At 50.4% G+C, this 25,635-nt stretch carries 24 protein-coding genes; 12 read left to right on the top strand and 12 right to left on the bottom strand.

The window, feature by feature from the left end; translation table 11 throughout:
- Positions 1-158 precede the first annotated feature (158 nt).
- From VIJ98_RS20835 to VIJ98_RS20825, 3 genes are read left to right on the top strand one after another with little or no spacing between them, the layout of a single operon-like run.
- Positions 159-608 (top strand): STM2901 family protein, encoded by a 450-nt coding sequence (locus VIJ98_RS20835; RefSeq protein ID WP_154194353.1) that lies wholly within the window; start codon positions 159-161, stop codon positions 606-608.
- A complete protein-coding gene (locus tag VIJ98_RS20830) occupies positions 602-928 on the top strand; it encodes a DUF1493 family protein (protein ID WP_323271330.1) in 327 nt (108 codons plus the stop codon). Before VIJ98_RS20835 ends, VIJ98_RS20830 begins: the two co-directional genes overlap by 7 nt.
- A 14-nt stretch (positions 929-942) precedes the next feature.
- The gene (locus VIJ98_RS20825) at positions 943-1,428 is read left to right on the top strand and encodes a type VI secretion system tube protein TssD (RefSeq protein ID WP_154194349.1); all 486 of its coding nucleotides are present in this window, start codon (positions 943-945) and stop codon (positions 1,426-1,428) included.
- Between the two features lie 102 nt (positions 1,429-1,530).
- Here VIJ98_RS20825 and VIJ98_RS20820 read toward each other — a convergent pair whose 3' ends face one another.
- On the bottom strand, positions 1,531-2,013 hold the full coding sequence (locus VIJ98_RS20820) for a cold-shock protein (protein ID WP_154156754.1): 483 nt from the start codon (positions 2,011-2,013) through the stop codon (positions 1,531-1,533).
- A 189-nt stretch (positions 2,014-2,202) separates the two neighbouring features.
- Here VIJ98_RS20820 and VIJ98_RS20815 point away from each other — a divergent pair, with 189 nt between their 5' ends.
- On the top strand, positions 2,203-2,886 hold the full coding sequence (locus tag VIJ98_RS20815; protein WP_323271329.1) for an RluA family pseudouridine synthase: 684 nt from the start codon (positions 2,203-2,205) through the stop codon (positions 2,884-2,886).
- A 20-nt stretch (positions 2,887-2,906) separates the two neighbouring features.
- Here VIJ98_RS20815 and VIJ98_RS20810 read toward each other — a convergent pair whose 3' ends face one another.
- Positions 2,907-3,446 (bottom strand): DUF2058 domain-containing protein, encoded by a 540-nt coding sequence (locus tag VIJ98_RS20810; RefSeq protein ID WP_154156752.1) that lies wholly within the window; start codon positions 3,444-3,446, stop codon positions 2,907-2,909.
- Between the two features lie 306 nt (positions 3,447-3,752).
- Between VIJ98_RS20810 and VIJ98_RS20805 the strand changes: the two genes are divergently transcribed.
- Positions 3,753-4,736 (top strand): DUF1852 domain-containing protein, encoded by a 984-nt coding sequence (locus VIJ98_RS20805; RefSeq protein WP_008106329.1) that lies wholly within the window; start codon positions 3,753-3,755, stop codon positions 4,734-4,736.
- 29 nt (positions 4,737-4,765) lie between these two features.
- Positions 4,766-5,797 (top strand): methionine synthase, encoded by a 1,032-nt coding sequence (locus VIJ98_RS20800; RefSeq protein WP_154156751.1) that lies wholly within the window; start codon positions 4,766-4,768, stop codon positions 5,795-5,797.
- A gap of 74 nt (positions 5,798-5,871) precedes the next feature.
- Here VIJ98_RS20800 and VIJ98_RS20795 read toward each other — a convergent pair whose 3' ends face one another.
- The gene (locus tag VIJ98_RS20795; protein WP_323271328.1) at positions 5,872-7,338 is read right to left on the bottom strand and encodes a glucosyltransferase domain-containing protein; all 1,467 of its coding nucleotides are present in this window, start codon (positions 7,336-7,338) and stop codon (positions 5,872-5,874) included.
- Positions 7,339-7,547: 209 nt separating this feature from the next.
- Here VIJ98_RS20795 and yajD point away from each other — a divergent pair, with 209 nt between their 5' ends.
- The gene (gene yajD / locus VIJ98_RS20790; protein ID WP_034460453.1) at positions 7,548-7,895 is read left to right on the top strand and encodes an HNH nuclease YajD; all 348 of its coding nucleotides are present in this window, start codon (positions 7,548-7,550) and stop codon (positions 7,893-7,895) included.
- Between the two features lie 108 nt (positions 7,896-8,003).
- On the opposite strand, the gene fliD is transcribed toward yajD, so the two are convergent.
- Positions 8,004-9,416 (bottom strand): flagellar filament capping protein FliD, encoded by a 1,413-nt coding sequence (gene fliD / locus VIJ98_RS20785; protein WP_323271327.1) that lies wholly within the window; start codon positions 9,414-9,416, stop codon positions 8,004-8,006.
- A 303-nt stretch (positions 9,417-9,719) separates the two neighbouring features.
- Between fliD and licT the strand changes: the two genes are divergently transcribed.
- Positions 9,720-10,583: a BglG family transcription antiterminator LicT gene (gene licT, locus VIJ98_RS20780; protein ID WP_323271326.1), complete on the top strand. Its 864-nt coding sequence runs from the start codon at positions 9,720-9,722 to the stop codon at positions 10,581-10,583.
- An 82-nt stretch (positions 10,584-10,665) separates the two neighbouring features.
- Here the strand turns inward: licT and VIJ98_RS20775 are convergent, their stop codons facing one another.
- The 4 genes from VIJ98_RS20775 to VIJ98_RS20760 all read right to left on the bottom strand — a co-directional run bounded on the left by VIJ98_RS20775 (position 10,666) and on the right by VIJ98_RS20760 (position 16,437).
- Entirely contained in the window at positions 10,666-12,060 is a 1,395-nt protein-coding gene (locus VIJ98_RS20775; protein WP_323271325.1) for a 6-phospho-beta-glucosidase, read from the bottom strand.
- 14 nt (positions 12,061-12,074) lie between these two features.
- Positions 12,075-13,943: a PTS beta-glucoside transporter subunit IIABC gene (gene bglF, locus VIJ98_RS20770; protein WP_323271324.1), complete on the bottom strand. Its 1,869-nt coding sequence runs from the start codon at positions 13,941-13,943 to the stop codon at positions 12,075-12,077.
- Positions 13,944-14,219: 276 nt separating this feature from the next.
- Positions 14,220-14,924 (bottom strand): YoaK family protein, encoded by a 705-nt coding sequence (locus VIJ98_RS20765; RefSeq protein ID WP_154156746.1) that lies wholly within the window; start codon positions 14,922-14,924, stop codon positions 14,220-14,222.
- Between the two features lie 64 nt (positions 14,925-14,988).
- Entirely contained in the window at positions 14,989-16,437 is a 1,449-nt protein-coding gene (locus VIJ98_RS20760) for a sugar porter family MFS transporter (RefSeq protein WP_008106310.1), read from the bottom strand.
- Positions 16,438-16,684: 247 nt separating this feature from the next.
- Between VIJ98_RS20760 and VIJ98_RS20755 the strand changes: the two genes are divergently transcribed.
- The 3 genes from VIJ98_RS20755 to map all read left to right on the top strand — a co-directional run bounded on the left by VIJ98_RS20755 (position 16,685) and on the right by map (position 18,445).
- Positions 16,685-16,870: a general stress protein gene (locus tag VIJ98_RS20755; protein WP_008106309.1), complete on the top strand. Its 186-nt coding sequence runs from the start codon at positions 16,685-16,687 to the stop codon at positions 16,868-16,870.
- A 550-nt stretch (positions 16,871-17,420) separates the two neighbouring features.
- Positions 17,421-17,663, top strand: a complete 243-nt coding sequence (locus tag VIJ98_RS20750; protein WP_008106304.1) for a ParD-like family protein — start codon at positions 17,421-17,423, stop codon at positions 17,661-17,663.
- Positions 17,663-18,445, top strand: coding sequence for a type I methionyl aminopeptidase (map, locus tag VIJ98_RS20745; RefSeq protein WP_323271323.1), 783 nt, complete (start codon positions 17,663-17,665; stop codon positions 18,443-18,445). The genes VIJ98_RS20750 and map overlap by 1 nt, the downstream gene beginning before the upstream one ends.
- A 44-nt stretch (positions 18,446-18,489) precedes the next feature.
- On the opposite strand, the gene VIJ98_RS20740 is transcribed toward map, so the two are convergent.
- Positions 18,490-20,055 (bottom strand): methyl-accepting chemotaxis protein, encoded by a 1,566-nt coding sequence (locus VIJ98_RS20740; RefSeq protein WP_154156744.1) that lies wholly within the window; start codon positions 20,053-20,055, stop codon positions 18,490-18,492.
- Between the two features lie 911 nt (positions 20,056-20,966).
- Between VIJ98_RS20740 and VIJ98_RS20735 the strand changes: the two genes are divergently transcribed.
- Positions 20,967-21,170, top strand: a complete 204-nt coding sequence (locus VIJ98_RS20735) for a general stress protein (protein ID WP_008106297.1) — start codon at positions 20,967-20,969, stop codon at positions 21,168-21,170.
- Between the two features lie 374 nt (positions 21,171-21,544).
- On the opposite strand, the gene VIJ98_RS20730 is transcribed toward VIJ98_RS20735, so the two are convergent.
- From VIJ98_RS20730 to VIJ98_RS20720, 3 genes are read right to left on the bottom strand one after another with little or no spacing between them, the layout of a single operon-like run.
- Positions 21,545-22,855 (bottom strand): cytochrome c, encoded by a 1,311-nt coding sequence (locus VIJ98_RS20730; RefSeq protein WP_323271322.1) that lies wholly within the window; start codon positions 22,853-22,855, stop codon positions 21,545-21,547.
- Position 22,856: 1 nt separating this feature from the next.
- Complete coding sequence (locus tag VIJ98_RS20725) at positions 22,857-24,629, bottom strand: GMC family oxidoreductase (protein ID WP_258145631.1); 1,773 nt, start codon at positions 24,627-24,629, stop codon at positions 22,857-22,859.
- Between the two features lie 28 nt (positions 24,630-24,657).
- Positions 24,658-25,377, bottom strand: coding sequence for a gluconate 2-dehydrogenase subunit 3 family protein (locus VIJ98_RS20720; protein ID WP_323271321.1), 720 nt, complete (start codon positions 25,375-25,377; stop codon positions 24,658-24,660).
- Positions 25,378-25,635: the final 258 nt, after the last annotated feature.

Raw genomic sequence — 25,635 nt, 5'->3', positions numbered from 1 at the left:
GGCAATGTAGGGTCGCCATTCATGGCGACCTATCTTCATTTGCCTGGCAAACTTTTCAATATCTACTCCGCTATTAGTCGTTCCACTCCTCTCTTTTGAACAAAAATTAGCGTTTATCCCGCTGTAATCTGGCTACCTGTCATTCAGGGAGGATGATTATGGATACGGTTGAGCAGCTTAATGGGACGTACTTCTACAAAGGAGTCAGCAATGTTTCGGCTGGCGAGTTATTTTTTTGGATATTGTTGGAAAAAATTGATGAGCATGTTGGCGGCATAAATAACATTGTTGCGGTGAGCAGCATTATTCTTGGTCTTCCTCTTCTTAGTACACGAGGTAAGCCCGGCAATGCTACGCCTGGCACTTCAATTGCTTCTAAATATTCACGTCAATTGTTGAACGTGAAATTACCCCGCCCCTTGCCAACATTTACTAACACTAGCATTAAGTTACTCAAGCCTATGTGGACCAACAATCTTGGTGCTTTTGTTGGTCGTACTGTTCCTGTTGTAGGATGGGCATTACTGACAAATGATGTCGCTCAAATAGTTTATAAAACAGTATCAACCTATAACATGATCGTCAGAGAAGAAGATCGAGTATGGTAGATGAACAACATGTATTAGACTTTTTCCGAGAAGAGCTTTCTCTTATGACCACATGGAGATTAAAACCCATTCCGATTGAATTTGATACTCCTCTTCAGGGCTATGCCGGATGGGATGAGTTACCTTATGCGATTGAGGATTTTGGAAAAAAATATAATGTCGATACAACAGTAATAAATTTTGATGCTTATTATCCCTGGAAAACAGAAACAGTTTTCCGAAAATACTTTTCGAAGGAATCCATACAACAAACCGTGAAGCCACTAACTGTCCGTATGTTCGCGGAATCGGCAAAGGCTGGGCGTTGGTTGTACGACTAACTAAGGAGATTCAAATGGCTATACCTGTTCACATGTTTATCAAAGATGATGGCGGAGCGGTCATCAGAGGCGGTTCAGATGTCATGCATCGTGAGGGCAGCATTGAATTACGTGGTGTGCAGCATCTTCTCTCTATTCCAACCGACAACAACACTGGGAAGCTAACAGGGACGCGGCAACATGCTCCGTTTATGTTCGAAAAAGAAATTGATTCCGCATCCCCTTATTTATATAAAGCGGTGGCAACGGGTCAGACGTTAAAGGAGGCTGAAATTAAGTGGTATCGAATCAGTGACGCTGGTCAAGAAGAAGAGTACTTCAATATATTAATGGAAGATGTAAAGGTCATATCCATATCGCCGATCATGCATGATACGCGTAATTGTCCTGGAACCGGACATATGGAAAGCGTTGCGCTTCGTTATGCGAAGATCACGTGGAAATATGTTGATGGCAACATTCAATACACCGATGCATGGAATGAGAGGCCAACAGCCTAAAGCCGGAAGTGAAATTATTGAAAAGAGATTTATCGCAACCTAATTGATGCCGTAATCCTGCATATATAAAGCGCAGGATTTCGGCACAAAATCCAAATATTCTCAGACCTTCAGCATTTTCACAGTGGCATCAATATCGATTTCATCTGCCGTGAAAATTAAGGTTGTTCCCTGAAAAGTGGTAATCGCCAGTTTTTTCAGTGAGCGGACTTCATCCGGCTTAGCATCTGTTTTCGGCTTGATGCTATTCATCAAAATACCAACAGACAGCACGGTATTCTCTTTATCAATACGCGTCTCAACCGGCACTTCTTCGCTGTAAACCACGTAAGACTTGATCGACGTAAGCTTAAGACGCTCACCTGCAATATAGATATATTTGCTTTCGGGTGAGACTTTCACTGCATAGGCTGACAAACCCTTGTTATTGGTTGTCGGCTCGAATGTCACCGCAGCATCTTTCTTGATCAGCTCAGGGTTAGCGACCTTAATCACATGGAAATAGCGGTTATCGCCATTTTCATCTTTGATAAATCCAAAACCTTTATCCTGAAACCAGGTTGTGATCGTTCCGTTCATCGCCATTGCCGCCTACCTAATCGTTATCTACTCAGTTTTTTCAGCGCGCAGTGTAAAGCACATTGCCTGCGCAGACCACGTCTTTGCTGTAAGTCTGGACGATAATTTTTGGCTATGCGAGTGCTTATCCGCCAGATTCGCCAGCTAGTTGAAAATTCGCTATTATCCGCCTCCCTTCCTCAGCCGGGCGTTTTGATGTCTACCATTATCGATCACTTTATTGCCCCGCCATGCGATGACGAAATTGAGATTCTCTATCAGGATGAACATCTGCTGCTAATCAATAAGCCTGCTGGCTTGCTCAGCCTGTCGGGGAAAAATCCGCTCAATCTCGATTCAGTGCATCATCGGTTAGTAAAGCTGTTCCCCGGCTGTACGCTGGTGCATCGGCTGGATTTCGGTACTTCGGGGTTAATGGTGATTGCCCGCAACAAGTCGATTAACGCCGCATTGTGCCAGCAGTTCAGCCAGCGCAGCGTGACCAAGATTTATCGCGCGCTGTTGTGTGGGCATCTGGCTGATGATGAAGGTGTGATCGACGCGCCAATTGCTAAAGATCCGGTGCTGTTTCCGCTGATGACGATTTGCGCAGTCAATGGCAAGCCTGCTCGCTCACGTTATCGAGTGATTGAGCGCACGCATGAAGGGATGCTGCCATTAACGCGGGTAGAACTCACGCCAGAAACGGGACGCACCCATCAACTGCGCATTCACTGCCAGCAGTTGGGCCATCCGATTTTGGGTTGCGATCTGTATGGCGGGCGCTTGCTGCCAGGAAGCGAACAAACGCCGCGATTGATGTTACACGCCAGCGAGTTGAATTTTATTCATCCGGTAAGCGGTGAGTCTGTAAACGTCAGCAATGCCTGCCCATTCTGACAGCGCAACCGGCGTTTTGATTACCACATCAAATCATCTGGCACTTTGAAATCAGCGTACGGATCGTCTTCATCCTGCTCTTCCTGACTCAGCGCACTGTTCAATACGATACTGCTCGCATCTCGCTGTGCAATTTTATCCGCAACGCTGGCAGGAATAATCGCGTATTGACTCTCGCCATTGCTATCCACGCTCAGTCGTGCGATGGCAAGGCGGCCATTAATCAGCTGCGTCTGGGTCAGCTTATCCACGTCGATTTTTTTGATCAGATTATTGTCGGTGAAATTAAAACCAATATTGCCTTTTGAAATATCGATTTTATTCATTTCGATCAGCTGCTTCACCTGCGCTTTATACTCTTTAGCTAAAGTCGCCTGTTTTTGCTGTTCACTCAGCTGCTTATCACGCTCAAGCTGCGCCTTTTTGTTCTCTTCCACCGCTTCTCTGGCCTCACGAGCCTGAACGCGTGATTTTTTAGCGGTTCGTTGGACCTTGTCCATTTTTTTGCTGCTGACTAAGCCTGCTTTCAGCATTTGCTCTTGTAAGGTGAGTTTTGCCATTTTCGTGTCTGACCCGTTAAAAAATTTGGGAAGAGTATACCTGCAATGATGAAGTCTGTGCCAGACCGCACGGGCTAACCGCTAAGCGCACGATCTTCATCCTCACTCTCATCATGAAATTCCTTCATGTTCGATGAAATTAAATCACTTTTTTTCAACCAGTGACTCAGGCATAAAAGTACCATCGTTAATAACTTAAAATAATATGAAGCTTGCTGATTGAGAGTACCCGATAAGAACATGGGGAAAGCCTAAAAATCCAGCTACAGCAAGGCCTTATATTTATAACCAGGACAGCAGACTAAAATGAATAACGCCTTTACTTTTACGGTTAAGAGCCTTCGTTTCGACGAAAATTACAATCCTTCTGGCAATACACGCATCACCACCAACTTTGCGAATCTGGCACGAGGTGAGAAGCGTCAGGAAAATCTGCGCAACGCGTTGGTGATGATTGATAACCGCTTCAATTCTCTGGCGCATTGGGACAACCCGAAAAGCGATCGTTATGCGGTTGAACTGGAGATTATTACCGCTGAACTGAATCTCGGTGCTGAAGGCAATGGCAATACCTTCCCAGTCATTGAAATATTGAAAACCAATATCGTTGATAAAAAAACCAATGAGCGCATCGAAGGGATTGTAGGCAATAACTTCTCTTCTTACGTGCGTGATTATGATTTCAGCGTTGTATTGTCAGAGCATAATAAGAGTCACACTGAATTCCGTACGCCAGATAACTTTGGCGATCTGCATGGGAATATCTTCAAAAACTTCGTTAACTCAGACGCATACAAAGCTAACTTCAATAAAGCACCGGTTATCTGCCTGAGCGTATCAAGTAAAAACACCTATTATCGTACCGGTAATGTACATCCGGTACTGGGCATCGAATATCAGCAGGATGAACTCTCACTGACTGATGAATATTTCGGAAAAATGGGCCTGCGGGCGCGTTATTTCATGCCGGCAAACAGTGCAGCGCCATTGGCTTTCTATTTCCATGGCGATTTACTCAGTGATTACACCAATCTTGAGCTTATCGGTACCATCAGCACCATGGAGACGTTCCAAAAGATTTACCGTCCTGAGATTTACAACGCTAACTCGGCCGCCGGTAATCAGTATCAGCCAAGCTTAAATCATCAGGATTATTCTTTAACGCGAATTGTTTATGATCGAGAAGAACGTAGCCATTTGGCAGTTGAACAAGGGAAGTTCACGGAGGAGCGCTTTATTAAGCCTTACCAAACTATTCTTGAGCAATGGTTTGCTACTCCCGTTCTTTGATCACCCATAAAAATATAAGGTCACCTGCTATGAAAAAATTATTACCGACTTCCACTGCTGGTAGTTTGCCAAAACCATCGTGGCTGGCTCAGCCTGAAACATTGTGGTCGCCGTGGAAATTGCAAGATCAGGAATTAATCGACGGTAAACAAGATGCGCTGCGTTTGTGCCTGGAAGATCAACAACAGGCAGGTATTGATATCGTCAGTGATGGCGAACAAACGCGTCAGCACTTTGTTACCACCTTTATTGAACATCTCAACGGCGTGGATTTTGAGAAGCGCGAGATCGTTAAAATCCGCGATCGTTATGATGCTAGTGTTCCAACCGTTGTGGGTCCGGTAAGCCGTCAAAAGTCGGTATTCGTTGAAGATGCTAAGTTTTTGCGCCAGCAAACTGATCGTCCAATTAAATGGGCGCTGCCGGGTCCAATGACCATGATCGACACGCTTTATGACAACCATTATAAAAGCCGTGAAAAACTGGCATGGGAATTCGCTAAAATTCTCAATGAAGAAGCCAAAGAGTTAGAAGCGGTGGGCGTCGATATTATTCAGTTTGATGAGCCGGCATTTAATGTGTTCTTCGACGAAGTGAATGATTGGGGTATCGCTACCCTGGAAAGAGCCATCGAAGGGCTGAAATGCGAAACCGCTGTGCATATTTGCTACGGTTATGGCATCAAAGCGAATACCGACTGGAAAAAGACGTTGGGCACCGAGTGGCGTCAATATGAAGAGATCTTCCCTAAACTGCAGAAGTCGAATATCGATATCATCTCACTGGAATGCCAAAACTCGCATGTGCCGATGGAATTGATGGAACTGATTCGCGGCAAAAAAGTGATGGTTGGTGCCATTGACGTGGCAAGCAATACCATTGAAACGCCTGAAGAAGTTGCCGCGACGCTGCGCAAAGCGCTGCAGTTTGTCGACGCCGACAAACTCTATCCTTGCACCAACTGCGGCATGATTCCTTTGCCGCGCGGCGTGGCAAGAGGCAAGCTGGATGCATTAAGCGCCGGTGCGGAGATTGTGCGTAAAGAGCTGCTGAATAAATAACGCGGCCAAATAGCACCATATACAAAACTCGGTCCGGGATATGACAGTCATTCCCGTACCGAGCAGCTGAATCATTATTTGTTAACCTGCCCACCCGACTTTCTGAAATCAATCACCATCATTTGACCATCCTGAAAGGCGTCAAAATCCGGTCCCTGCGAAAGATATTCACGCGGTTTAATGACTCTCATCTCTTCGGTTGCGTTCACCGCTTTCAACCTCAAACCAGCGTTTTTAATCAAAGCCAGCCAAATCCACGGTTCAGACTCACCCAGCATTTTCATTCGTATATGATCGATGATGGGGAAATTACGAATATTAGTTTGTACTTCAGGGGCATCATTCAGCTGACCAACAAACGCCAGAGAATCAATCGATTGTGCGCCAGGCGCCGACAGCGTGATTTTAATCTGATTCATCACATCCATTTGGTAACGCTGGTCATTCACCACCGTGTTGAAACTGATTAACATCACCACCAGATGATAAAAAAGCAAAATTACACTGAATCCCGCCAGCCAATTTCTTATTGCAGGTAAAGTGTGCACGGATACGTAGAAACAGAACAGGAAAGTAATGCTGCAGGCGCCCAACATGCGTGGCGCAAATAAGGGAGTGGCTAATGACAAAGAAAGACCGGGAATCGCCATAATGACGATTAATCCTGCACTAAACATCAATATGGCCGCGCTTACCGTTAATTTCCGCTGCTGTTTTAAGTTGTATGCCATCACAATAATGCCTGAAAAAAGCATCAGCAAAGGCAACAATAAAAATATCATCAGGCCGCGCGGATAGGCGCTGAGAAAAAGGCGACTAAACGTTTTAATCGTCTCATTGATGACTGGCAAAGACTCTGAAGTGGGCAGTAACAGTTTGCTGTGTTTCTTGCTGTACCAGTCGATCTCAACCGGCAATAAATAATTCATCGCCAGTTTATAGACCAGAATGGCAATGCCCAGCGCCACTATTTTCCCGGCCAGCCACGTCCATGAAGATTGATCATTATTCAACCGTGAAATAGCCAGCAACGCTACGCAAGCAATATAGACATTAAGTCCTGGCTGATAGAGCGTCTGAATCAGCAGTAATATTAGCGCCGTGTAAATAACCTCCTGAAACGGCTTCGATCGGTTCACCATGCTTGCCAGCATCGCGCCCGCGAATGACAAAAGAATGGTGAGGCTGTCAAAGGAATACAGCATTCCCTGCGCCAGAAAGGGATTGAGCACCACAAAAAGCGGCGGCACAAATGACCAGTAGCCAATCAGGGGAATTTTAAGTTTTTCAGTAAAGAACACAGCCGCAACACTAAGCGCCAGCAATCCGAGCAGTAAATTAAGCGGAGAAACGTCGCTGACCGTATTACCAAAAGAGACCAAAGCCTCTAATAACCAGGTGCCCGGTCTTCCGTTGCTAAGCCATGTCGACCGATCCCCATCCAGTATCCGGTAAAGGTCATCCCGATAATAAATTTTGTTGGTCCACACAGGTAGCGTTGCCAGCATTCCCATTATCATGGTCAAAGCGATACGCTGCATCCGGCTTGCTGACGGAGGATCATTTACGGGCATCATTTTATTAGCGAATTTCCATCGATCGGGGGCGGGCGGACTTTTATTTCCGCGTAGATACAACCTAGTGTAGGAGGTTTTTTAGAAGGGATGCTCTGGGATGATAAACATCATTGGCAGGTGCGAGCTGTGCGGATAACATATCACTTTATCTCCTTCTAACAGGCAACATCGGCATGGCTCTGATCCCTAAAAACTACACGCGGCTGGAAAGCGGCTATCGTGAAAAAGCATTAAAAATCTATCCGTGGGTATGCGGCCGCTGCTCGCGCGAATTTGTCTATTCCAATCTGCGCGAATTAACCGTCCATCACATCGATCACGACCACACCAATAATCCGGAAGATGGCAGTAACTGGGAGTTGTTGTGTCTTTATTGTCACGACCATGAACATTCGAAGTACACCGAAGCGGATCAATACGGCACAACGGTTGTGGCTGGGGAAGATGCACAAAAAGATGTCGGTGAAGCCACCTATAATCCTTTTGCCGATTTGAAGTCGATGTTGAATAAGAAAAAGTAAGGTTTTTGTTTGAAATAGAGGTCGCCATGAATGGCGACCCTACGAAGGCCCGTTCCGCGTACCCGCCAAATTACCGTAGGGTCGCCATTTATGGCGACCGATTTACGCTTACTTATTAGTCTTCGTACTATTACTGAACTGCTCGGTAAGATAGTTGCTGGTGTTATTCAGCACGCTAACCATCTTATCCAGATTGGTGAACTGCTTTTTATAACGCGCGATAGTGTCATCGATACGTTTGCTGGCGGTATTGTACTGATCGGTCAGCGTATTCAGTTTTTTACTGATGGTATCCGTCGCGCCCTGCAGCACACCTTTGCTGCTAAGGAACGCGGTGAAGGTGGTGTTCAGCACGGTCGAGACGCCGGTTTTTTTTCCATCGCCAACAAACATGTCTCGAATCGCTTCCGGTTTTACTTGCAGGCTACTGGTCAGTTTGGTGGCATCCAACTTAAGTTGGCCATTAGTGGGATCTGTAGTAATGCCCGCCTGCGATAACGTTTTGTAAACACTGGAACCGGAAGTGTTGGCCAGAATGCTTTTCATCTGCACCTGAATGTTACGCAATGTGCCATCGCCAAGCAGCGCACCATTTTTGCCATCCGGGTCTTTACCCGCGTCCACCGCCGTATATTTGGTCAAACTCGCCATCGTATCCTGCAGCGAGTTATAGGCATTTACCCAATCGGTAATAGCGGTTTTCGCCTTGTTGGTATCGCTGCTTACCGTCAGCGTTTGGTTGCCACTGGTTTCATCGTTGAGTTTTAGCGTGATGCCTTCCACTGCGTCGGTGATCACGTTGCTGCTGCTCTCAATCGCAACATTATTCACGGTCAGCTTGGCGTTCTGCGCCTCGACGCTTTGCGTCATGCCGCTGCTGCCAGCATCTGTCGCATCAAAGCCGATAAAGTCGTGCAAGGTATCATCGCCGGTCACGCTCAGCGATTTCACCGCATTGCCGGTGCCAGATGCAGATGAAGTCAGTGACAAACGGTATTCAGTGGCCGAAACCTTAATCAGGCTGGCGGTAACACCAACGTCGGACTTGTTGATGGTGTCACGAATGGCCGAAAGCGAGGTCTGATCTTTGGTCAGCGTAATGCTCTTCTCTTTACCTTCTGCAGTGACAAATTTCATGGTTCTGGACGCTGCATCGCTGCCAATCGCCGCTTTAATATCGGTTTTACTGTCGCTGGTTAGCGTTTGCGATTGCGCCAGTTTCTGCACGCTGATGGTGTATTTGCCCGCCAACGCATTGCCGTTGGAATCGGCGCTAAACGCTGTTGAGCTGGATGCTGTGGTCGTCGAGGTATACAGGGCGGCATCGTTTAATTTGTTGTTTGCCGTCTGGAAAGTCTGAATCGCGGTTTTGAGCGTGCCATAGGCAGACAACTTGGCGGTCGCCGCCGATTGTTGCTTAGAAATCGGTGCCAGCGATTGCTTCTCTGCCGCAGTCAGTTTGTCGAGGATGGTGCTTAAACCTAGTCCTGAACCGACGCCTAATGTTGAAATCCCAGTCATGAACGCAACTCCTGTTAATTTAACGTTACGGTACTATCGGCAGCCTTAACGCAAACTTTATAAAAATCTGATCATTTCCTTACGCTATCCTTACAAACATAAAATGCCGCGTCGTTAGCGTCTGATCGCCAATGATTAATCGCGCTGGAAACATGATGCATTTCACATTTAACTGTCGCTGTGCTTGTCGGGAAAGCTCAGCCGATTATGATCTTGCGAGATTGTTACTGCGTTCAGCGCAGGCAAAACCTGACACGCCGTCCTCCCGGTGGGTCAGGTTTTTTATTTTCAGGGCAGATAAAAATGAAAATCGCGAAAATCCTCAACAACAATGTCGCGGTAGTGCTGGGCGACAACGGCAAAGAACAGGTTGTGATGGGACGCGGTTTGGCGTTTCAAAAGCGCGTCGGCGACGAACTGGATGCGCAGCAGATCGAAAAAGTGTTTGCGCTGCAAAGTGATACGTTGACGGGCCGTCTCAGCGAACTGCTGTCGGATATCCCGCTTGAGGTGATCACCACCAGCGAACTGATCATAGCCAATGCGCGTCAACAGCTGGGCCAACCGCTGCATGAAAGTCTCTCTATTGCGCTGTGCGATCACTGCCATTTTGCAATCGAACGCCATCAGCAAGGCATCCCGATTCGCAACGTCTTGAAGTGGGAAATTAAAACGCTCTATCCAAAAGAGTTTTCATTGGGCATCGAAGCGCTGGCGCTGATTCACAAACGGCTGGGCGTGGAGTTACCTGAAGATGAGGCCGGATTTATCGCGCTGCATCTGGTGAATGCGCAGCTCGGCAGTGATTTCGCCGATGTTTCGCACATCACGCAATTTATGCAGGAGATCCTGCATATCGTGAAGTATCGCCTGCAGCTGGATTACCGCACCGAGAGCTTGAGTTACAACCGCTTCGTCAACCACTTGAAGTTCTTTGCACAGCGCATGTTAGGCAAACGCGGCGTGTGGAGCGAGGATGAATCTCTGCATGATGTGGTACGTGACAAATATCCGCTCGCCTATCAATGTGCGGTGAAGATCGACCAGCATATTCAGCAGAAATATCTGTATGAACTCTCCAGCGAGGAACGCATGTTCCTCACCATTCATATTGAGCGGGTACGCAAAGAGACGCTGGCGCTGCAGGATGATGCGGACGAGGCGTAAACCAGGTGCGCATCAATGCGCACTCTACAAAAAACGCGTCAATCCTTTGTAGGGTCGCCATTAATGGCGACCACCAACCCACTTACTTCAACGCTTCACCATGGCTGCGAATCACGTCCTGATACCAGAAGAAACTCTTCTTACGCGAACGCGCCAGCGTACCGTTGCCCGCATCATCGCGATCCACGTAGATAAAGCCATAACGTTTGGAGAACTCGGCTTTTGAGGCGCTGACCAGATCGATCGGTCCCCAACAGGTATAACCCATCACCTCCACGCCATCTTCAATCGCTTCACGCACCTGCACCAGATGATCGTTAAGATATTCAATACGGTAATCGTCATTAATTTGCCCGTCAGCTTCCACCACATCTTTAGCGCCAAGCCCGTTTTCCACGATAAACAGCGGCTTCTGATAGCGGTCATACAGGATGTTAAGCAGAATGCGCAGCCCTTCTGGATCGATCTGCCAACCCCAATCGGAGCTCGGCAAGTGCGGGTTCGGCACCATCGAGAGAATGTTACCGCGCGCTTTCTGGTTCTCCTCTTCATTGGTGGTGACGCAGCCGGTCATGTAATAGCTGAAAGAGATGTAATCGACGGTATTTTGCAGGTCGCGCTTATCTTCATCGGTGATCTCGATGCTGATGCCGCGATCGGCAAAGAAGCGTTTCATATAGGCCGGATACGCGCCGCGCACCTGTACATCGCCAAAGAATAGCCATTCGCGGTTCTGCTGCAAGGTTTCCAGCACGTCTGCCGGGCGGCAGCTCAGCGGATAGAGCAGCGCACCCAGCAGCATGTTGCCGATTTTGCCGTCCTTAACGATTTCATGGCAGGCTTTCACCGCGCGACCGCTCGCCACCAGCTGATGGTGAATCGCCTGATAAATTGCCTGCTGATCGCTCTCTTCCGCCAACCCCACGCCGGTAAATGGCGCGTGCAGCGACATGTTGATTTCGTTAAAGGTCAGCCAGAGTTTCACCTTGTGCTGGAAGCGGGTAAACACCGCGCGCGCATAGCGTTCAAAGCAATCGATGGTGATGCGATTGCCCCAGCCGCCGTACTTTTTGATCAAGCCATACGGCATTTCATAATGCGACAGCGTCACCAGCGGCGTAATGTTGTATTTGGCCATCTCATCGAACAGGCGATCGTAATAGGCCAGGCCCGCTTCGTTAGGTTCCGCTTCATCGCCCTGCGGGAAGATGCGCGTCCAGGCAATCGAGGTACGCAGCACGGTAAAGCCCATTTCGGCGAACAGTTTGATGTCTTCCGGGAAGCGATTATAGAAATCGATGGCAGTATCTTTGATGCCAAAATCGTCACCGCTGCGCTCGACGCGCGCACCGAAAATGCCTTTGGGTTGCAGGTCGGACGTCGATAAACCTTTGCCACCTTCCTGATACGCGCCTTCAACCTGGTTGGCGGCCACGGCGCCGCCCCATAAAAATCCGTCCGGGAAACGTTTAGTCATCTGCTTGCTCCTCATTATTTCAGCACGGCCAACAACGGAGCGCCTTCGCTCACGGCCGTGCGGCTCAGGGTTAACACATCCACAAAATCATCGCTATTACTCACCAGCACCGGCGTGGTGAGGTCAAATCCTGCGGCTTTAATCGCATCGAGATCGAACTCCAGCAGCAGATCGCCCACTTTGACCGGCTGATCGTTGGCGACTTTTGGAGAAAAATATTGTCCATCGAGCTTCACGGTATCGAGGCCGACGTGGATCAGCACTTCCGCGCCCTGCGCCGATGTCAGGCCAATCGCATGGCCGGTACGGAACATTGACGACACCACGCCATCGATCGGCGAAACCACGCGGCCACTCTGCGGGATAATCGCCGCGCCTTTGCCGAGCAAACCGCTGGCAAAGGTTTCGTCTTTAACTTGCTCCAGCGGAATGACATCGCCCGCCATCGGGCTGACCACGCTTTCGCGGCGCGTAAGATTGGTGGGCGGAGAAACCGGCGCAGGCGGCGCAACCACTGCAGCTGCTGGCTCGGTCAAACCGAACAGATAGGTGCTCACGCAAGCGAACACTAAAGCCACCGCCGCACCGGCAAACGCCGCAAGCACGCTGGCATCAATGCCGCTGCTCGGCACCACCTGAATAAAGGTGAACACGCTCGGGAAACCAAAGGAGTAAATGGTGGTGTGCCAGAAGCCGAGAATCGCCGCGCCCAATGCGCCACCGATGCAGCCGAAGATAAACGGACGACGACGCGGCAGCGTCACGCCATACACCGCCGGTTCGGTGATGCCGAAGATGCTGGCGGTAAAGGCCGATCCCGCCATCGCTTTGAGTTTCGCTTCGCGAGTTCGCAGGAAGATGCCCAGCGTCGCGCCCGCCTGGCCCAGCACCGCTGGCATCAGCAATGGCAGCAGCGTGTCATGACCAAAGTTAGCGAGGTTATTGAGCATAATCGGCACCAATCCCCAGTGCAGACCGAAGATCACGCACACTTGCCAAATCGCGCCCATTACCGCACCCGCAATCATTGGGCTCAGGCTGTAAATCCACAGATAGCCTTCGGCCAGCATGCGGCTTAGCCAGGTTGCCGCCGGACCAATCGCCAGGAACGTCAGTGGCACGGTGATCAACAGGCAGCACAACGGCGTAGTGAAATTGCGCACCGCGCTGGGTGAACGCGGATGCACCCAGAGCTCAATCAAACTGGAAACCCAGGCCGCGAAGATAATCGGAATCACTGAGGAGCTGTAGTTCAGCACTTCGAGCGGGATGCCGATGAACGTCAGCGCATTGCCCTGCTGCTGCTGTTGCAGCACCTCGAGAATCATCGGATGCACCAGCGCAGCGGCAATCGCCATGCTGACAAACGGATTGCCGCCGAATTTTTTACCGGCGCTGTAGCCGAGCAAAATCGGCAGGAAGTAGAACAAACCATCGCTGGCAACAAACAGCACTTTGTAGCTGCCGCTGTCGGCGCTCATCAAGCCGAGCACCAGCGCCAACGCCAGCAACCCTTTGATGATGCCGGTGGCGATCATCACGCCGATAAACGGGGTAAAAATGCCGGAAACCAAATCGATAAAGCGTGCAAACAGGCCTTGCGGTGCAGCGTTATCTGCGGCCTCGTTCTGATTATCCAGCGCATGGCGCGCGGTGAGTTCGCGATACACTTCCGCGACTTGATTGCCAATTACCACCTGATATTGGCCGCCGCTCTCCACCACCATGATCACGCCGGGATTGTCCTTTAACGCGGCGGTCTGCGCTTTTTGACTGTTTTTCAGCTTGAAGCGCAAACGCGTGGCGCAGTGCATCACGCTGATAATGTTCTCTTTGCCGCCAACACCGCTAACGATGTCATCCGCCAGTTCCTGATATTGCATCACTCTTTCTCCTGAACAATGCCCTAAACTCATGCCCTAATGCTCGCCAGTTAAGCGTCTTTCGGTCACCATAAATGGCGACCCTACAAAGGATTGGCGCGTTTTTCGCGCAAAAAAAAACCTGAGACGCGCCCTCTTCAACTGAAAAAGGGCGCGTCTCAGGTTTTGCCTGCCGAACAGTAACAATCCTTAACGGGCGCTATCATGCTTACAGCACGGAAAAAGTGGCAAGCAGTATTAGCGAACAGCGTAGAGAAGTGTGAAGCGGGTCACCGATCAGATGCGTTTGAGTGCCGCTAACGCCAGCACGCTAAGCAGCGCACCAATCACCATCAGTAGTAAATAACTCATCCACTGCAGCAGCCAAATCCCCAACACGCCGCCGCCCAAAAACGCCAACACGGTGTAAAAATGCAGCTTTAGCCGCTCAATATAGAGCGGCGCATCCTTGGGTGATTCTTTGCGGCGCAGCACATCAAACAGCATCGCCAGCTCAATACCGATATCGGTCGCGGTGCCGGAAACGTGCGTGGTACGCACGCGCGCGTTGGAGATGCGCGTCACGACGGCGTTTTGCAATCCCATCAAAAAACTCAGGCTAAGCACCAGCAACACGCCGGAGCCGCTAAAGCGGAACCAGCTTTCAATCACACCCAGCACCAGCAACGCGATGCCTTCAATCAGGATATTAATGGCGTAGATACCGCGTATCTGGCGCCGTCTGCCTGAGTTGATGATCAGAGTTGAGACCGACGATCCAGCGATAAACAGCAACACGATGAGCAGAAAAAACAGGCCAACGTGCAGATTGGCTTTGGCTAGATGGTCGGAAAGTGAGGAGACATTGCCGGTCATGTTTGCCGAGAAGAAGCCGACGGTTTCAAACGCTGCGGTGTTGAGTGCGCCGGCAACTGCGGCCAGCGTGCAGGCCAGGCGAATGTCGGTATTGAAGGTGCGCGTGTTCTCGGCGGTGATCAGCATGGGAAATCCTGGCCCGGTGAAAGATGCGTATCTTCCTCCCGTGACCAGGAATTCTCAAGCACCGTTAGGCGGTCTGTTGATCCTGTTCCTGCTCACTAAACCGCTCGCGCATTTCGTTTTCGATCTGCTCGAGTGATTTGCCTTTAGTCTCAGGCAGCATGGTGATCACGAAGATCAGCGAGCCGACATTGATGGCCGCAAAGATAAAGAATGCGCCATTGCCGGTGGCAGACAGCAGCGGCGGGAAAGCAAACGCCACCGCCGCGTTACAGATCCACTGGAATGAAACCGCAGCGCCGGTTAGCACGCCACGCACTTTCATCGGGAACAGCTCGGACATCAGCAGCCAATACACCGGCGAAATGCACATCTGCATAAAGAACAGGAACACCAGAATTGCCGCCAGCGCGAAGATACTTTGCGTCATGTCTTGTGGCATCAGCAGCAGTACGCAGCCGAGCACCAGCTGCATGGCGATTACCACTGTCAAACCGGTCATCAGCATGGTGCGACGTCCAAAACGTCCCACCGCTTTGATGCCCACCATGGTCGCCAGCACCGAGACAATGCCGTTACCGATGGTTGCCGCAATCGACGCGTTGGTGCCCATGCCGGTGGTTTTCAGAATCACTGGCGTGTAGTACATAAAGGCGTTCACGCCGGTGAACTGGATAACAATGCCCAGTCCCGCGCCCACCAGCAACAAGCGAAGAATCCATTTCTCTTGCAGCAGTTCACGCGCGGAAGGCCCCTGACGCGCCGCCTTGGCGTGCTGGCGCATCTCCGTCATCTCCTTTTTCACCTCGCGCGGTGTTTCACGCAGTTTGTGCAGGATACGGCTCGCTTCTTTGATGCGCCCTTCCGCCACCATCCAGTGCGGCGAAGCCGGCACAAAGAAGGTGCCGATGAACAGCAACGCGCCCGGAATCATCGCCATCGCCAGCATATAACGCCACAGATGCGGATCGTTAAGCGTGAAACTCATCACCGCGCTAACCACATACGCCAGCAACTGACCGGAAACAATCATCAGCTCGTTGCGGCTCACCAACGGCGCACGACGTTTTGGTCCGGCGATTTCGGCAATAAACACCGGCACGGTTGAGGAACCACCGCCCACCGCAATCCCTAGCAGAAAACGCATCGCCACCATTACGTGCAGGTTTGGCGCTAACGCGGTACCAATTGCGCCTAGTACAAAAATCAGCGCCAGAGAGCGCAGCGTGATACGGCGACCGAAGCGGTCGGAGAAGTAACCACTGAGAAAAGCACCCAGCGCGGCACCAAAGATCAGTGATGAAGTGACTAAACCTTCGGTGAATGGAGTGAGATTGAGACCGCCCTGATCAAGCGGCAAGGTCATAAACGGCAAGGCACCGGAGATGATCCCTGTGTCATAACCAAAGGCCAGCGCGCCCATGGTCGCCACCAGTACAACGAAGAAAATGCGCTGTTTGACGGTGAGATTACTTAGCGCTGAATCGTCGTCACTGTTTTGCTGCGATGTGTCCATTCCTGTTCCCTGCATATTGAACGCGCTCTGGAGCGCAAAGGTTGAAACCCAAAAGGCAGAAGTATAGTCAGGAATTGTAAAATGTGATTGAGGTCACTGTTAAATCGATAAACATCCCAAAATTTTTTTTCATGATCCGTTTCAACGATCGTCATCTGCGCCCTGGCTTTACCTCAACGGCATACTAAAATTTCAGCGTGACTAGCTAGTCCTCAAATCTCACGGAACATTGATAAGAGGTCTTCCTATGAAACAACAGAGCTACAGAGGCGGCGCAGGGAATTTTGCCAACGATCCAGAACGTGCGAAAGAAGCTGGAAGAGCGGGAGGCAAAGCCAGTGGAGGTAATTTCAGAAACGATCCTGAAAGAGCCGTTGAAGCGGGACGGAAAGGAGGCAAGATTAGCCGTCGTCCTCCAACGAAGTCTGAGTAAGGCGCCTTAGGATTTTTTATGCCATGGATTGGCTTCACTGCTTGATCGTTTGTTTCTTACACCCTTCAATAGGACGTGTTTATATGAAGCGATTTTTAGGTGGGCTTATTATCTTTTCCGCCCTGATAACGTTATCAGGCTGCTATCACTCTGACCGCCCTATTGGCCCCGATGGTCGCCCTAATGTGCAAACCGAACAACCGATTCCCGGCGGCCCCATGAGCAAAGGACCGGTTGGGCAGCCGCAAGCTTAATCAGGCACCCATCATTAAATTTTATGCCGGTGCGCATGAATGCGCACCCTACGAAAAACGCGCCAGCCCTTTGTAGGGTCGCCATTTATGGTGACCCTCATCGCACGCTATTACCGAAGCGAACATGCGGGCGGAAACGCCAATGCCTCGGCGACATTTTCGCTAACCTATCAATGAACCGCGTTGTCAGAGGGAAAAGCCGCCGCTTTCCCTCTAAAAAATTTCCCCTTTGCAAATCCGCTAATTCCTGAGTAGCCTATATACATATCGCATACATTTCATATATAGGTTTCATCATGGGCATCGTAAAAATTTCCGACCTGATGCATGAGAATCTGCGCATCGCCAGCACGGCGATGAGCCGCTCCATCAATGCGCAGGCAGAACACTGGATGAAGATCGGCATGCTGGCCGAGATTTATCCGTCACTCAATCATCAGGAATTAACGCGCTTGCTGATGCGCGTTGAACGCGACAGCGGCGCGGATTTAGCGCAACTGCTCGACCATCCTTTATTCACCTCGCAGGGAATCGCGTAATGAGCATCAAACTGCACACCGCTGAAGAGATCGAACTTGCGCGTGCCGCCGGACACGCCGCCGCTAAAGTGCTGGAGATCATCTCGCCGTACGTCAAACCAGGCGTCACCACCGATGAACTGGACGCGATTTGTCATGACTACGTGGTAAACGTGTTGAAAGTGGTGCCTGCGAATATTGGCTACCACGGTTACAGCAAAACCACCTGTACCTCAGTAAATCACGTGGTGTGCCACGGCATTCCGGGCGAGAAAAAGCTTAAGGATGGCGACATCGTTAATATTGATGTCGGCATCATCAAAGATGGCTGGTACGGCGACACCAGCCGCATGTATTACGTCGGTCAGCCTTCGGTGCGCGCCAAACGTTTGGTGGATATCACTTACGAATCAATGGTTGCAGGTATCAAAGTAGTAAAACCGGGCGCGACCTTAGGGGATATCGGTTCGGCAATTCAGCAGGTGGCGGAAAAAGCCGGTTTTTCCGTAGTGCGCGAGTATTGCGGTCACGGTGTTGGCGAGGTGTATCACGGCGATCCGCAGATTCTGCACTACGGCACGCCGGGCGCGGGATTGGAATTGCAAGCGGGCATGATTTTCACCATCGAACCGATGATCAACGCGGGCAAAGCTGGCACCAGCGTGCTGTCCGATGGCTGGACGGTGGTCACCAAAGACCGCTCGCTGTCGGCACAGTGGGAACACACCATCGCAGTGACCGAAACCGGCTTTGATTTGCTGACGCCGTGGCCAGAAGGCACCGGCGAATATCAGGCTATCTAACGAAAAGATCCAGAACGCGTAGACCGTTCTGGATCCACATCGCCTTAAGCGGTTTGACGCAGCGTAAACACACTCACGCTATTCACCATATTTGTCGCCTGCTCACTCAGCATCGCCGACGCCGCCAGCGATTGTTCCACCAGCGAGGCATTCTGCTGCGTGGTGATATCAATCTGGCTGATCGCAGTGTTGATCTGGCTGATGCCGTCGGCCTGCTCGGTGCTGGCCTGATTGATCTGCACCAGCAGCTCTTTCATCTCGGCCACATTCGACATCATGCCGTTCATCAACTTATTGGCGTCGGTGACCATATCGCGCCCATCGGCAATGCGCGTGGAAGACTCCTCGATCAAATTGCGGATTTCATGCGACGAGGTGGCCGTTTTCTGTGCCAGCGCGCGCACTTCCTGCGCCACCACGGCAAAACCACGGCCATGTTCACCGGCGCGTGCGGCTTCTACCGCAGCATTCAGCGCCAGAATATTGGTCTGGAACGCAATCGAATCGATCAGGTTGATGATGTCCGCCATGCGGCTGGCAGAATCATTGATCTCGGCCATTTTGGTAGCGACGTTGTCCATCATGCTGGCATTACGTCCCACCGTGCTTTCCGCTTTGGCGGAGAGATCGGCGGCAACGTGGGTGTTATTTCGCGTGTTGCTGATGGTGGCGCTGAACTCCTCCACCGAGGCCGCCGTTTGTTCCACCGAGCTGGCCTGCTCTTCCGTGCGGGCGGCGAGATCGTTGGTGCCCGACATTATTTCGCTCGCGCCGCCGGATATCTGTTCAGCGCTAATGCGAATATGGCTGACAATATCCGACATTTTTTCCTGCATCTGCTGAATGGCATTAATTAACTGACCCATTTCATCTTTACGCTGCTCATAAAAATCAGAGCTGAGGTCGCCATCCGCCACGCGGCCAAGGAATGCGATCACATGTTTTAATGGCACAGTAATCGAGCGGATAATGATCCAGCCAATTAATGCGGATACTAAAATAGCCACCACAAAAATAATCAGCATGGAGATTTTAGTTTTACTATATGACGCCATGAAATTATCGTAAGAGCCATTCATTTGCTGCTCTTGCAGATTAATGAAACTCTCAACCTCATTGATGTAATTTCTTTGCGCTGAGGCAAGGGTAGAAAAATAGAAATCCACCGCTTTTGTCACATCACTATTCACTAACTCGAAGAAAGCGTTTCGCTCCTTTAGAAAGTCAGCACGCTTCAATTCAACGCGTTTGAGAAAGGCAATGGATTCCTCATCCGTTGCCAGCGCGCCTAATTGCTTATAGGTTTCGCTGATATTTTTCGATGCTTCCTGAAGATTGCTTTGAATGGTCACTCTGCGCTGCGCATCAATGGGGCTCAGCAGCAGCGCCTGCTGCTGCACCGTTACGTTGATTTCATCAATCAACTGGTTGCCCAAGGCGATGGTCGGGTAATCATCCTTCATCATGCCATTGACGCCGGTTTCCGCTAAGAAAAGCGAATTTAATCCGAGCAACGCCACTAACAGTAGCATCGCGATATTCAACACAGAGGATATTGTAAGTTTGGTTCGCAACTTTACATTACGCGAAAATCTTTGAACTACGTCCATTTAGAAACCTCAATGATTTTGATTGAAAAGGTGTGAAGACAACGGTGTTATTTTAAAAATGGAAGAGGCTCCGGAAGTTAATCGGCAGCATCCCTGCTGTTATCGTCAGCTATTTAATTAACATTAGAGATGCAGTCACATTAAAACACCCTGTGAAAACTGCTATTTAGTTGAAATCGATTTCATTGATCAGTTTCATTTATTGATAGCGAGTAATATAAAAGCAGCAAGCTGGTTTTTTTGCTTAATTTAAAATAAATGATTACGTTGACCTTACGAATAGCGAAAGAATGATCTTTTTTTTGCCATTTAACGCAATTTGACTCAAAGGAAATAGTTTATCTAATCGCATACTTTAAAAATCAGCGTCAAATGCTGCGACCAGCAGATGCATGACCGCCGCTTTAGCACACGACGAACTGCCTTCGATCGCCGCGCCCGGCAGTTGATGAAGTCGCCAGGCCAGAGACACAAATTCTTGCACTGTTCGTGAGAAGAACCGCGAAGAGGCGGTTTCAGTGTCAGCGGGCAGGTGGGTTAAACATCAACTTATCCGGAGTAATAAATCATAATAAGCGAAGCGTTAATTAATACGACATAAGCAGATTAATTAAACATAGCAGGCAAGCATGAAGGCAAGGTAATACTAACGGAAATTGCGATTAAGTTTACAAGCAAACACGCTTGCCGCTTCGCTTATTATCCGGCCTGCACCACTTTCTTCTTAACGTTAAAAAACCCCAAGACATAACTCATGCTAGTTACATTTAGAGACAATCGAAAATTTAACTGGAAGTAATACAAGCAAGCCTCTTAGAATTAAGACTTAAGATTAGTCCAGGCTTGAAACTGGTAAAAATGGCACTACATTTATTTTGCATCAAGTTGGTATTTAAGAGAGAGGAGAACCAATGACGGACGCTAAGAAGCAACCCGATGAGGAAGAAAAAAAGACGCAACGTCGTGGTGGTGCAGGCAACTTCGCAGAGAATAAGGAACGTGCAGCTGAGGCTGGGCGCAAGGGTGGTCAGGCGAGCGGCGGCAACTTCAAGAACGACCCGGAGCGCGCCATTGAAGCAGGACGAAAAGGAGGAAAGATTAGTCGACGCAAATAACATTCTTCGCACAAGAATAACCATCTAACGGCGTTTTACTTCTGCACAAAACTCTCCTGACTCCGTGTTTACGCTTCGCTTAAATACAGATTCAACGATGTCAGGAGAGTTATTTCTAGCGAAAAATCCGAATCACTGATCATTTCTTGATCAATCTCACCCTATTTACCGCTTCGCTTATCCTGGTTTTACCCTTCGCTTATTAATCAGAAAACTATATTTGCAGGCTAATAATAAATTGCGGACTTAACGTTCTATTTGTACATACCCTTTTAGGTTGTACATCTTTTGCGGGATAATTCTTACTGGGCGGTAAGAATAATCGGGAATAGATTAGCGAAGCGATAAAAAGGGAGCCGAAGCTCCCTGATAACTTAATGAGTCGCCATTTGCGCGGGCAGTTTCAACTGCGCACGCGCTTTAGCCACTTCGTCGGCGCTCACCGCCCCCGCAGCGTTGCCCCAGCTATTGCGTAAGTAGGTTGCTGCAGCAGCCACCTGCTCATCCGACAATTTCCACGCGAATGACGGCATCGCGCCACTGGTTGGATTACCCGCCGTGACCGCACCGCGCCCACCTTGCAACACAGTGGTGATGATGGAGGACGTATCATCGGCCATCAATCCCGGATTGCCTGCCAGGCTCGCGGCAAGGTTAGGAATCCCTTTACCGTCGCTGTTGTGACACGCCGAGCAGTTAGCCGAATAGACGTTCTCGCCCACTTTCATTTGTGCCGTATCTGCGGCGATAGGTTGCGGTTTGGTATTCTTCGAGGGCGGAACCTGTTTCAGATACACCGCAATCGCTTTGAGATCGCTGTCGGTTAAATGCTGCGTCGAGTTTGTTACCGCTTCCGCCATTGGACCCGACGCCACCGCCACATGGTTGCTGCCCAGCTTCAGATAATCCACCACTTGTTGCTCAGACCAACTGCCAATGCCGGTATGCGGATTAGGCGTGATATCGGGCGCGTGCCATTCGCCGAGATTGCTGCCCTGCAAATAGTCGCTACTATCGCCACCAATGATGTTCTTGGCGGTGTGACAAGCGGCGCAGTGTTCCGGGCCTTCCACCAGATAGGCACCACGATTCCATTCGGCAGACTTATTGGCATCAGCCTGGAAACCGCTATTTTTGAAGAACAGCAGGTTCCAGCCCATCATCGCCAGACGAATGTTATACGGGAAGCCGAGTTGGGTTTCCGGCACCTTATTACGGATTGGCCGCACCGAACGCATATACATCCACAGGTCGTGCATATCCTGATCGGTCAGCTTAACGTAGGCGTTGTAGGGCATCGCCGGATAGAGATGCTCGCCCTCTTTGCCTTTACCGTGCCGCACCGCGCGGAAGAAATCGCGTTCAGTCCAGCTACCGATGCCGGTTGCACTATCCGGCGTGATGTTACTGGCATAAATGCCGCCAAATGGCGTGCTGATTGAATAGCCTCCCGCCAGCGGCAGTTTGCTCTCTGGCATTGTGTGACAAGCCGTACAGTCGCTGGCGATTGCGACATAATGTCCGCGCGCCACCGCAGCGGCATCTGCCGCAGTCGGCGGTTGGCTGGTCAATATATCGTTGCTTGCTACGTTATCTGCGGAAGTATCACCGTTCATCCACAGCATGCCCGCCGCGACGGCGGCCGCGATCACCGCAACGCCGGCGATAAGTTTGCTCTTTTTCATCTCACACCTTCACCAACGGACCTGGATTCTTCAGGTACTGTTCGATAATGGCTTTCGCCGTCCACAAACTCAGCGCACCAATCGTGCCTGTCGGGTTGTACCCGGCATTGTTGGGGAAGGAAGACGCTCCCAACACAAACACGTTGTGGGTGTCCCAGCACTGCTGATAACGGTTTAGCACCGAGGTTTTGGGATCGGTTCCCATTACCGCCCCACCAATGGTGTGGTCACTGGCGAAGTTGTACGGTGAATAGGCACCAGAGGCTGAATTGGTGCCAATGACCAACTCCGCGCCCATCGCATTGCCAATCTCAACGCTTTTCTCTTCGATAAATTTCGCCGAACGGCGATCGTTATCGTTGTAGTCAAATGTCACGCGCAGCAGCGGATTGCCGTTGTCATCTTTGTATTCAGGATCGAGATCGAGGTAGTAATCTTCGTGCGAATAGCTTGTGCCCTGACCGAAGATGAACGTGGCGTTCTGGAAAGCATGCGTATAGGCCTTTTTCCACTCCTTACCCCAGCGTGGCGTGCCCGGCGGCAGCGCATCTGCATTTCCGATAGGCCGCGCGCCGCGCGCCACCACCAAAATGCCCGCGCCGCCGATAAAGCCGAGCCCGGTATGGTCGAAGTTATCGCCGTTCCAGTCATCCACCTGCGATGAAAGCGCGCCCGCACCAATAAACTGGTTGAGGTTCTCATCTTTGAAGTACAACGCTGCGCCAGAGACGGTCTGGAAGCTGTACGCGCGCCCGACCACGCCGGTTTTGGTCACCGGATTGTAAGGAATGCCGATTTTCGACAGCAGCAGCAAGCGGACGTTTTGCATCTGGAACGCGGAAAGAATCACGATATCCGCCGGTTGCTCCCACTCTTTCTTGTTCTTATCGAGGTAGGTGACGCCAGTAGCGGTTTTGCCATCTTCCGCCTTGTTGACGCGCACCACGGCAGAATCAGTCAGCACGGTAAAGTTCTCGCGCTGCATCAGCGCCGGGATCACGCAGGCATTCGGACTGGATTTGGAGAAGTTGCCGCAGCCGTAATAGAGGCAGTAGCCGCAATAGGTACACGGCCCCATGCGCACTCCAAGCGGGTTAACGTAAGCGCGTGACGCCTGGCCGGCCGGCACCATAAACGGATTGAGGCCAATCTTCTTCGCGCCTTCGGCGAAAATATCGGTCAGACGCATGCTCTCCAGCGCAGGCAGCGGATACTCGCTGCTGCGATTGCCTTCAAACGGATTGCCATCCGGTATGATTTTCCCGTTCAGCTTGCCCGCTTTACCGGACACGCCCGCGATTTTCTCAAAGCGATCGTAGAACGGTTCCAGCTCGTCGTAGGTGACGCCCCAATCCTGCAGGATTACTCCTTTGGCGATCTGCGATTTGCCGTAGCGCTTAACGGTTTGGCTATAGGGCTCGAAATCGAATGGCGTAAAGCGCCAGGCCATACCTGCCCAGTGTGTACCTGAACCTCCCACGTTGTAGCCGAGTTCGTTGAGGTTCCATTCGCGCGAAGGCAGCGCAGTTTGCGTGATGTTATTACGAAAAGTGGTGGTTTCAACCGCAGGCGGCAGCAGCATACTGCGACGCGTATCCCAACGCAGTTCATCGGTATCAACCGAGGGCGGAAAATCAGTGGCGGTTTCGAACCACGGGCCACGTTCAATGGCAACGACATTCAAGCCGGCGCGGGTCAGCTCTTCGGCGATCAAAGAACCGCACCAACCCAGACCGACGATGGCGACATCAGCTTTTGGACGGACGTTATTCATGTTGTTATTGCTCAGCTAAGGCTAAAAATTAAAGGGTGTTGTCGATCAGGCTGGTCGGGATGATGTTGAGCTTCTGCCCTTTCTTCGGCAGCAGATCGCGGAAGTCATATCGCGCGCCTGGGAAGCCAATCATCTTCCAACTGGTCATGTCCTTGTTGCCGCCGTAAATCGGATCGGCGAGGAAACCTTCGCGCACGTTTTGCAGTAGCAACTCGAAGAACACCTTGGTTTCCACCTCTTCACCTAAATCAAGGCTGTTTTTCTCCATCGCGGTCAGCACCTGATCCTGCTGTTCACCACTCAATGAGACGAAATCCTGGCCATATTGCTGCTTGGTTGCTTTATCCAGCGCGGCAATGCCCAGCCGATAGCGCTGCGCGGGCGTTAGCGGTGATTGCGGACCTTGCTCCGGCGTGCCTTTAACGAACTTGCCAAGACGGTAAATTGCCACGGCATTGCCGTAATCACCGGCTAACTGGCGATCAATGAAGATGGCGCAACCGGCTTCTTTACCGCTCAGGCTGGTTTCATCGGCCGGGATAAAGCGCTCAGCGATGGCGCCGACGGTAGCGAATTCATGTTGGGTGAGATATTGCAGGCCGCCTTTGCGCGGTGGTGCGGGAGGGGTTTGAACTTTGCCGGGTTCCCAGGGCTGTCCGCCATTAACGACTTCAGCCTGGGTTAGCGTGGGGATGGTGGAAGCGACTCCCAACGCGGTGATGGAAGTGAGAAATTCTCTGCGTTTCATAGGTTCCCTGCCAATAAATGTTCACATTGCAAACCAGGACAAATTACGGACGTATTTGTGCCTGGCGATTAATTAGCCATATAAAAGGTTTCATAGATCAAATTCGTGCGTGCCCGTTAGGCAATTTTTATTATCTGATAAACAACGAGGTAAGCATCTTTACAGGTAAATCATAGAGTTAATAAAATGTTAACTACGTCACAAAGAATAATTTCTTACCCTGAGGTTTAAAAGGTTTTTCTTGATGGTTTCCCATCA

This window comes from Pantoea sp. S18 (assembly GCF_045689705.1).
GTDB lineage: Bacteria > Pseudomonadota > Gammaproteobacteria > Enterobacterales > Enterobacteriaceae > Pantoea > Pantoea symbiotica.
The sequence above is the reverse complement of the archived record's forward strand: the minus strand, read 5'-3'. Positions and strand labels throughout refer to the sequence as shown.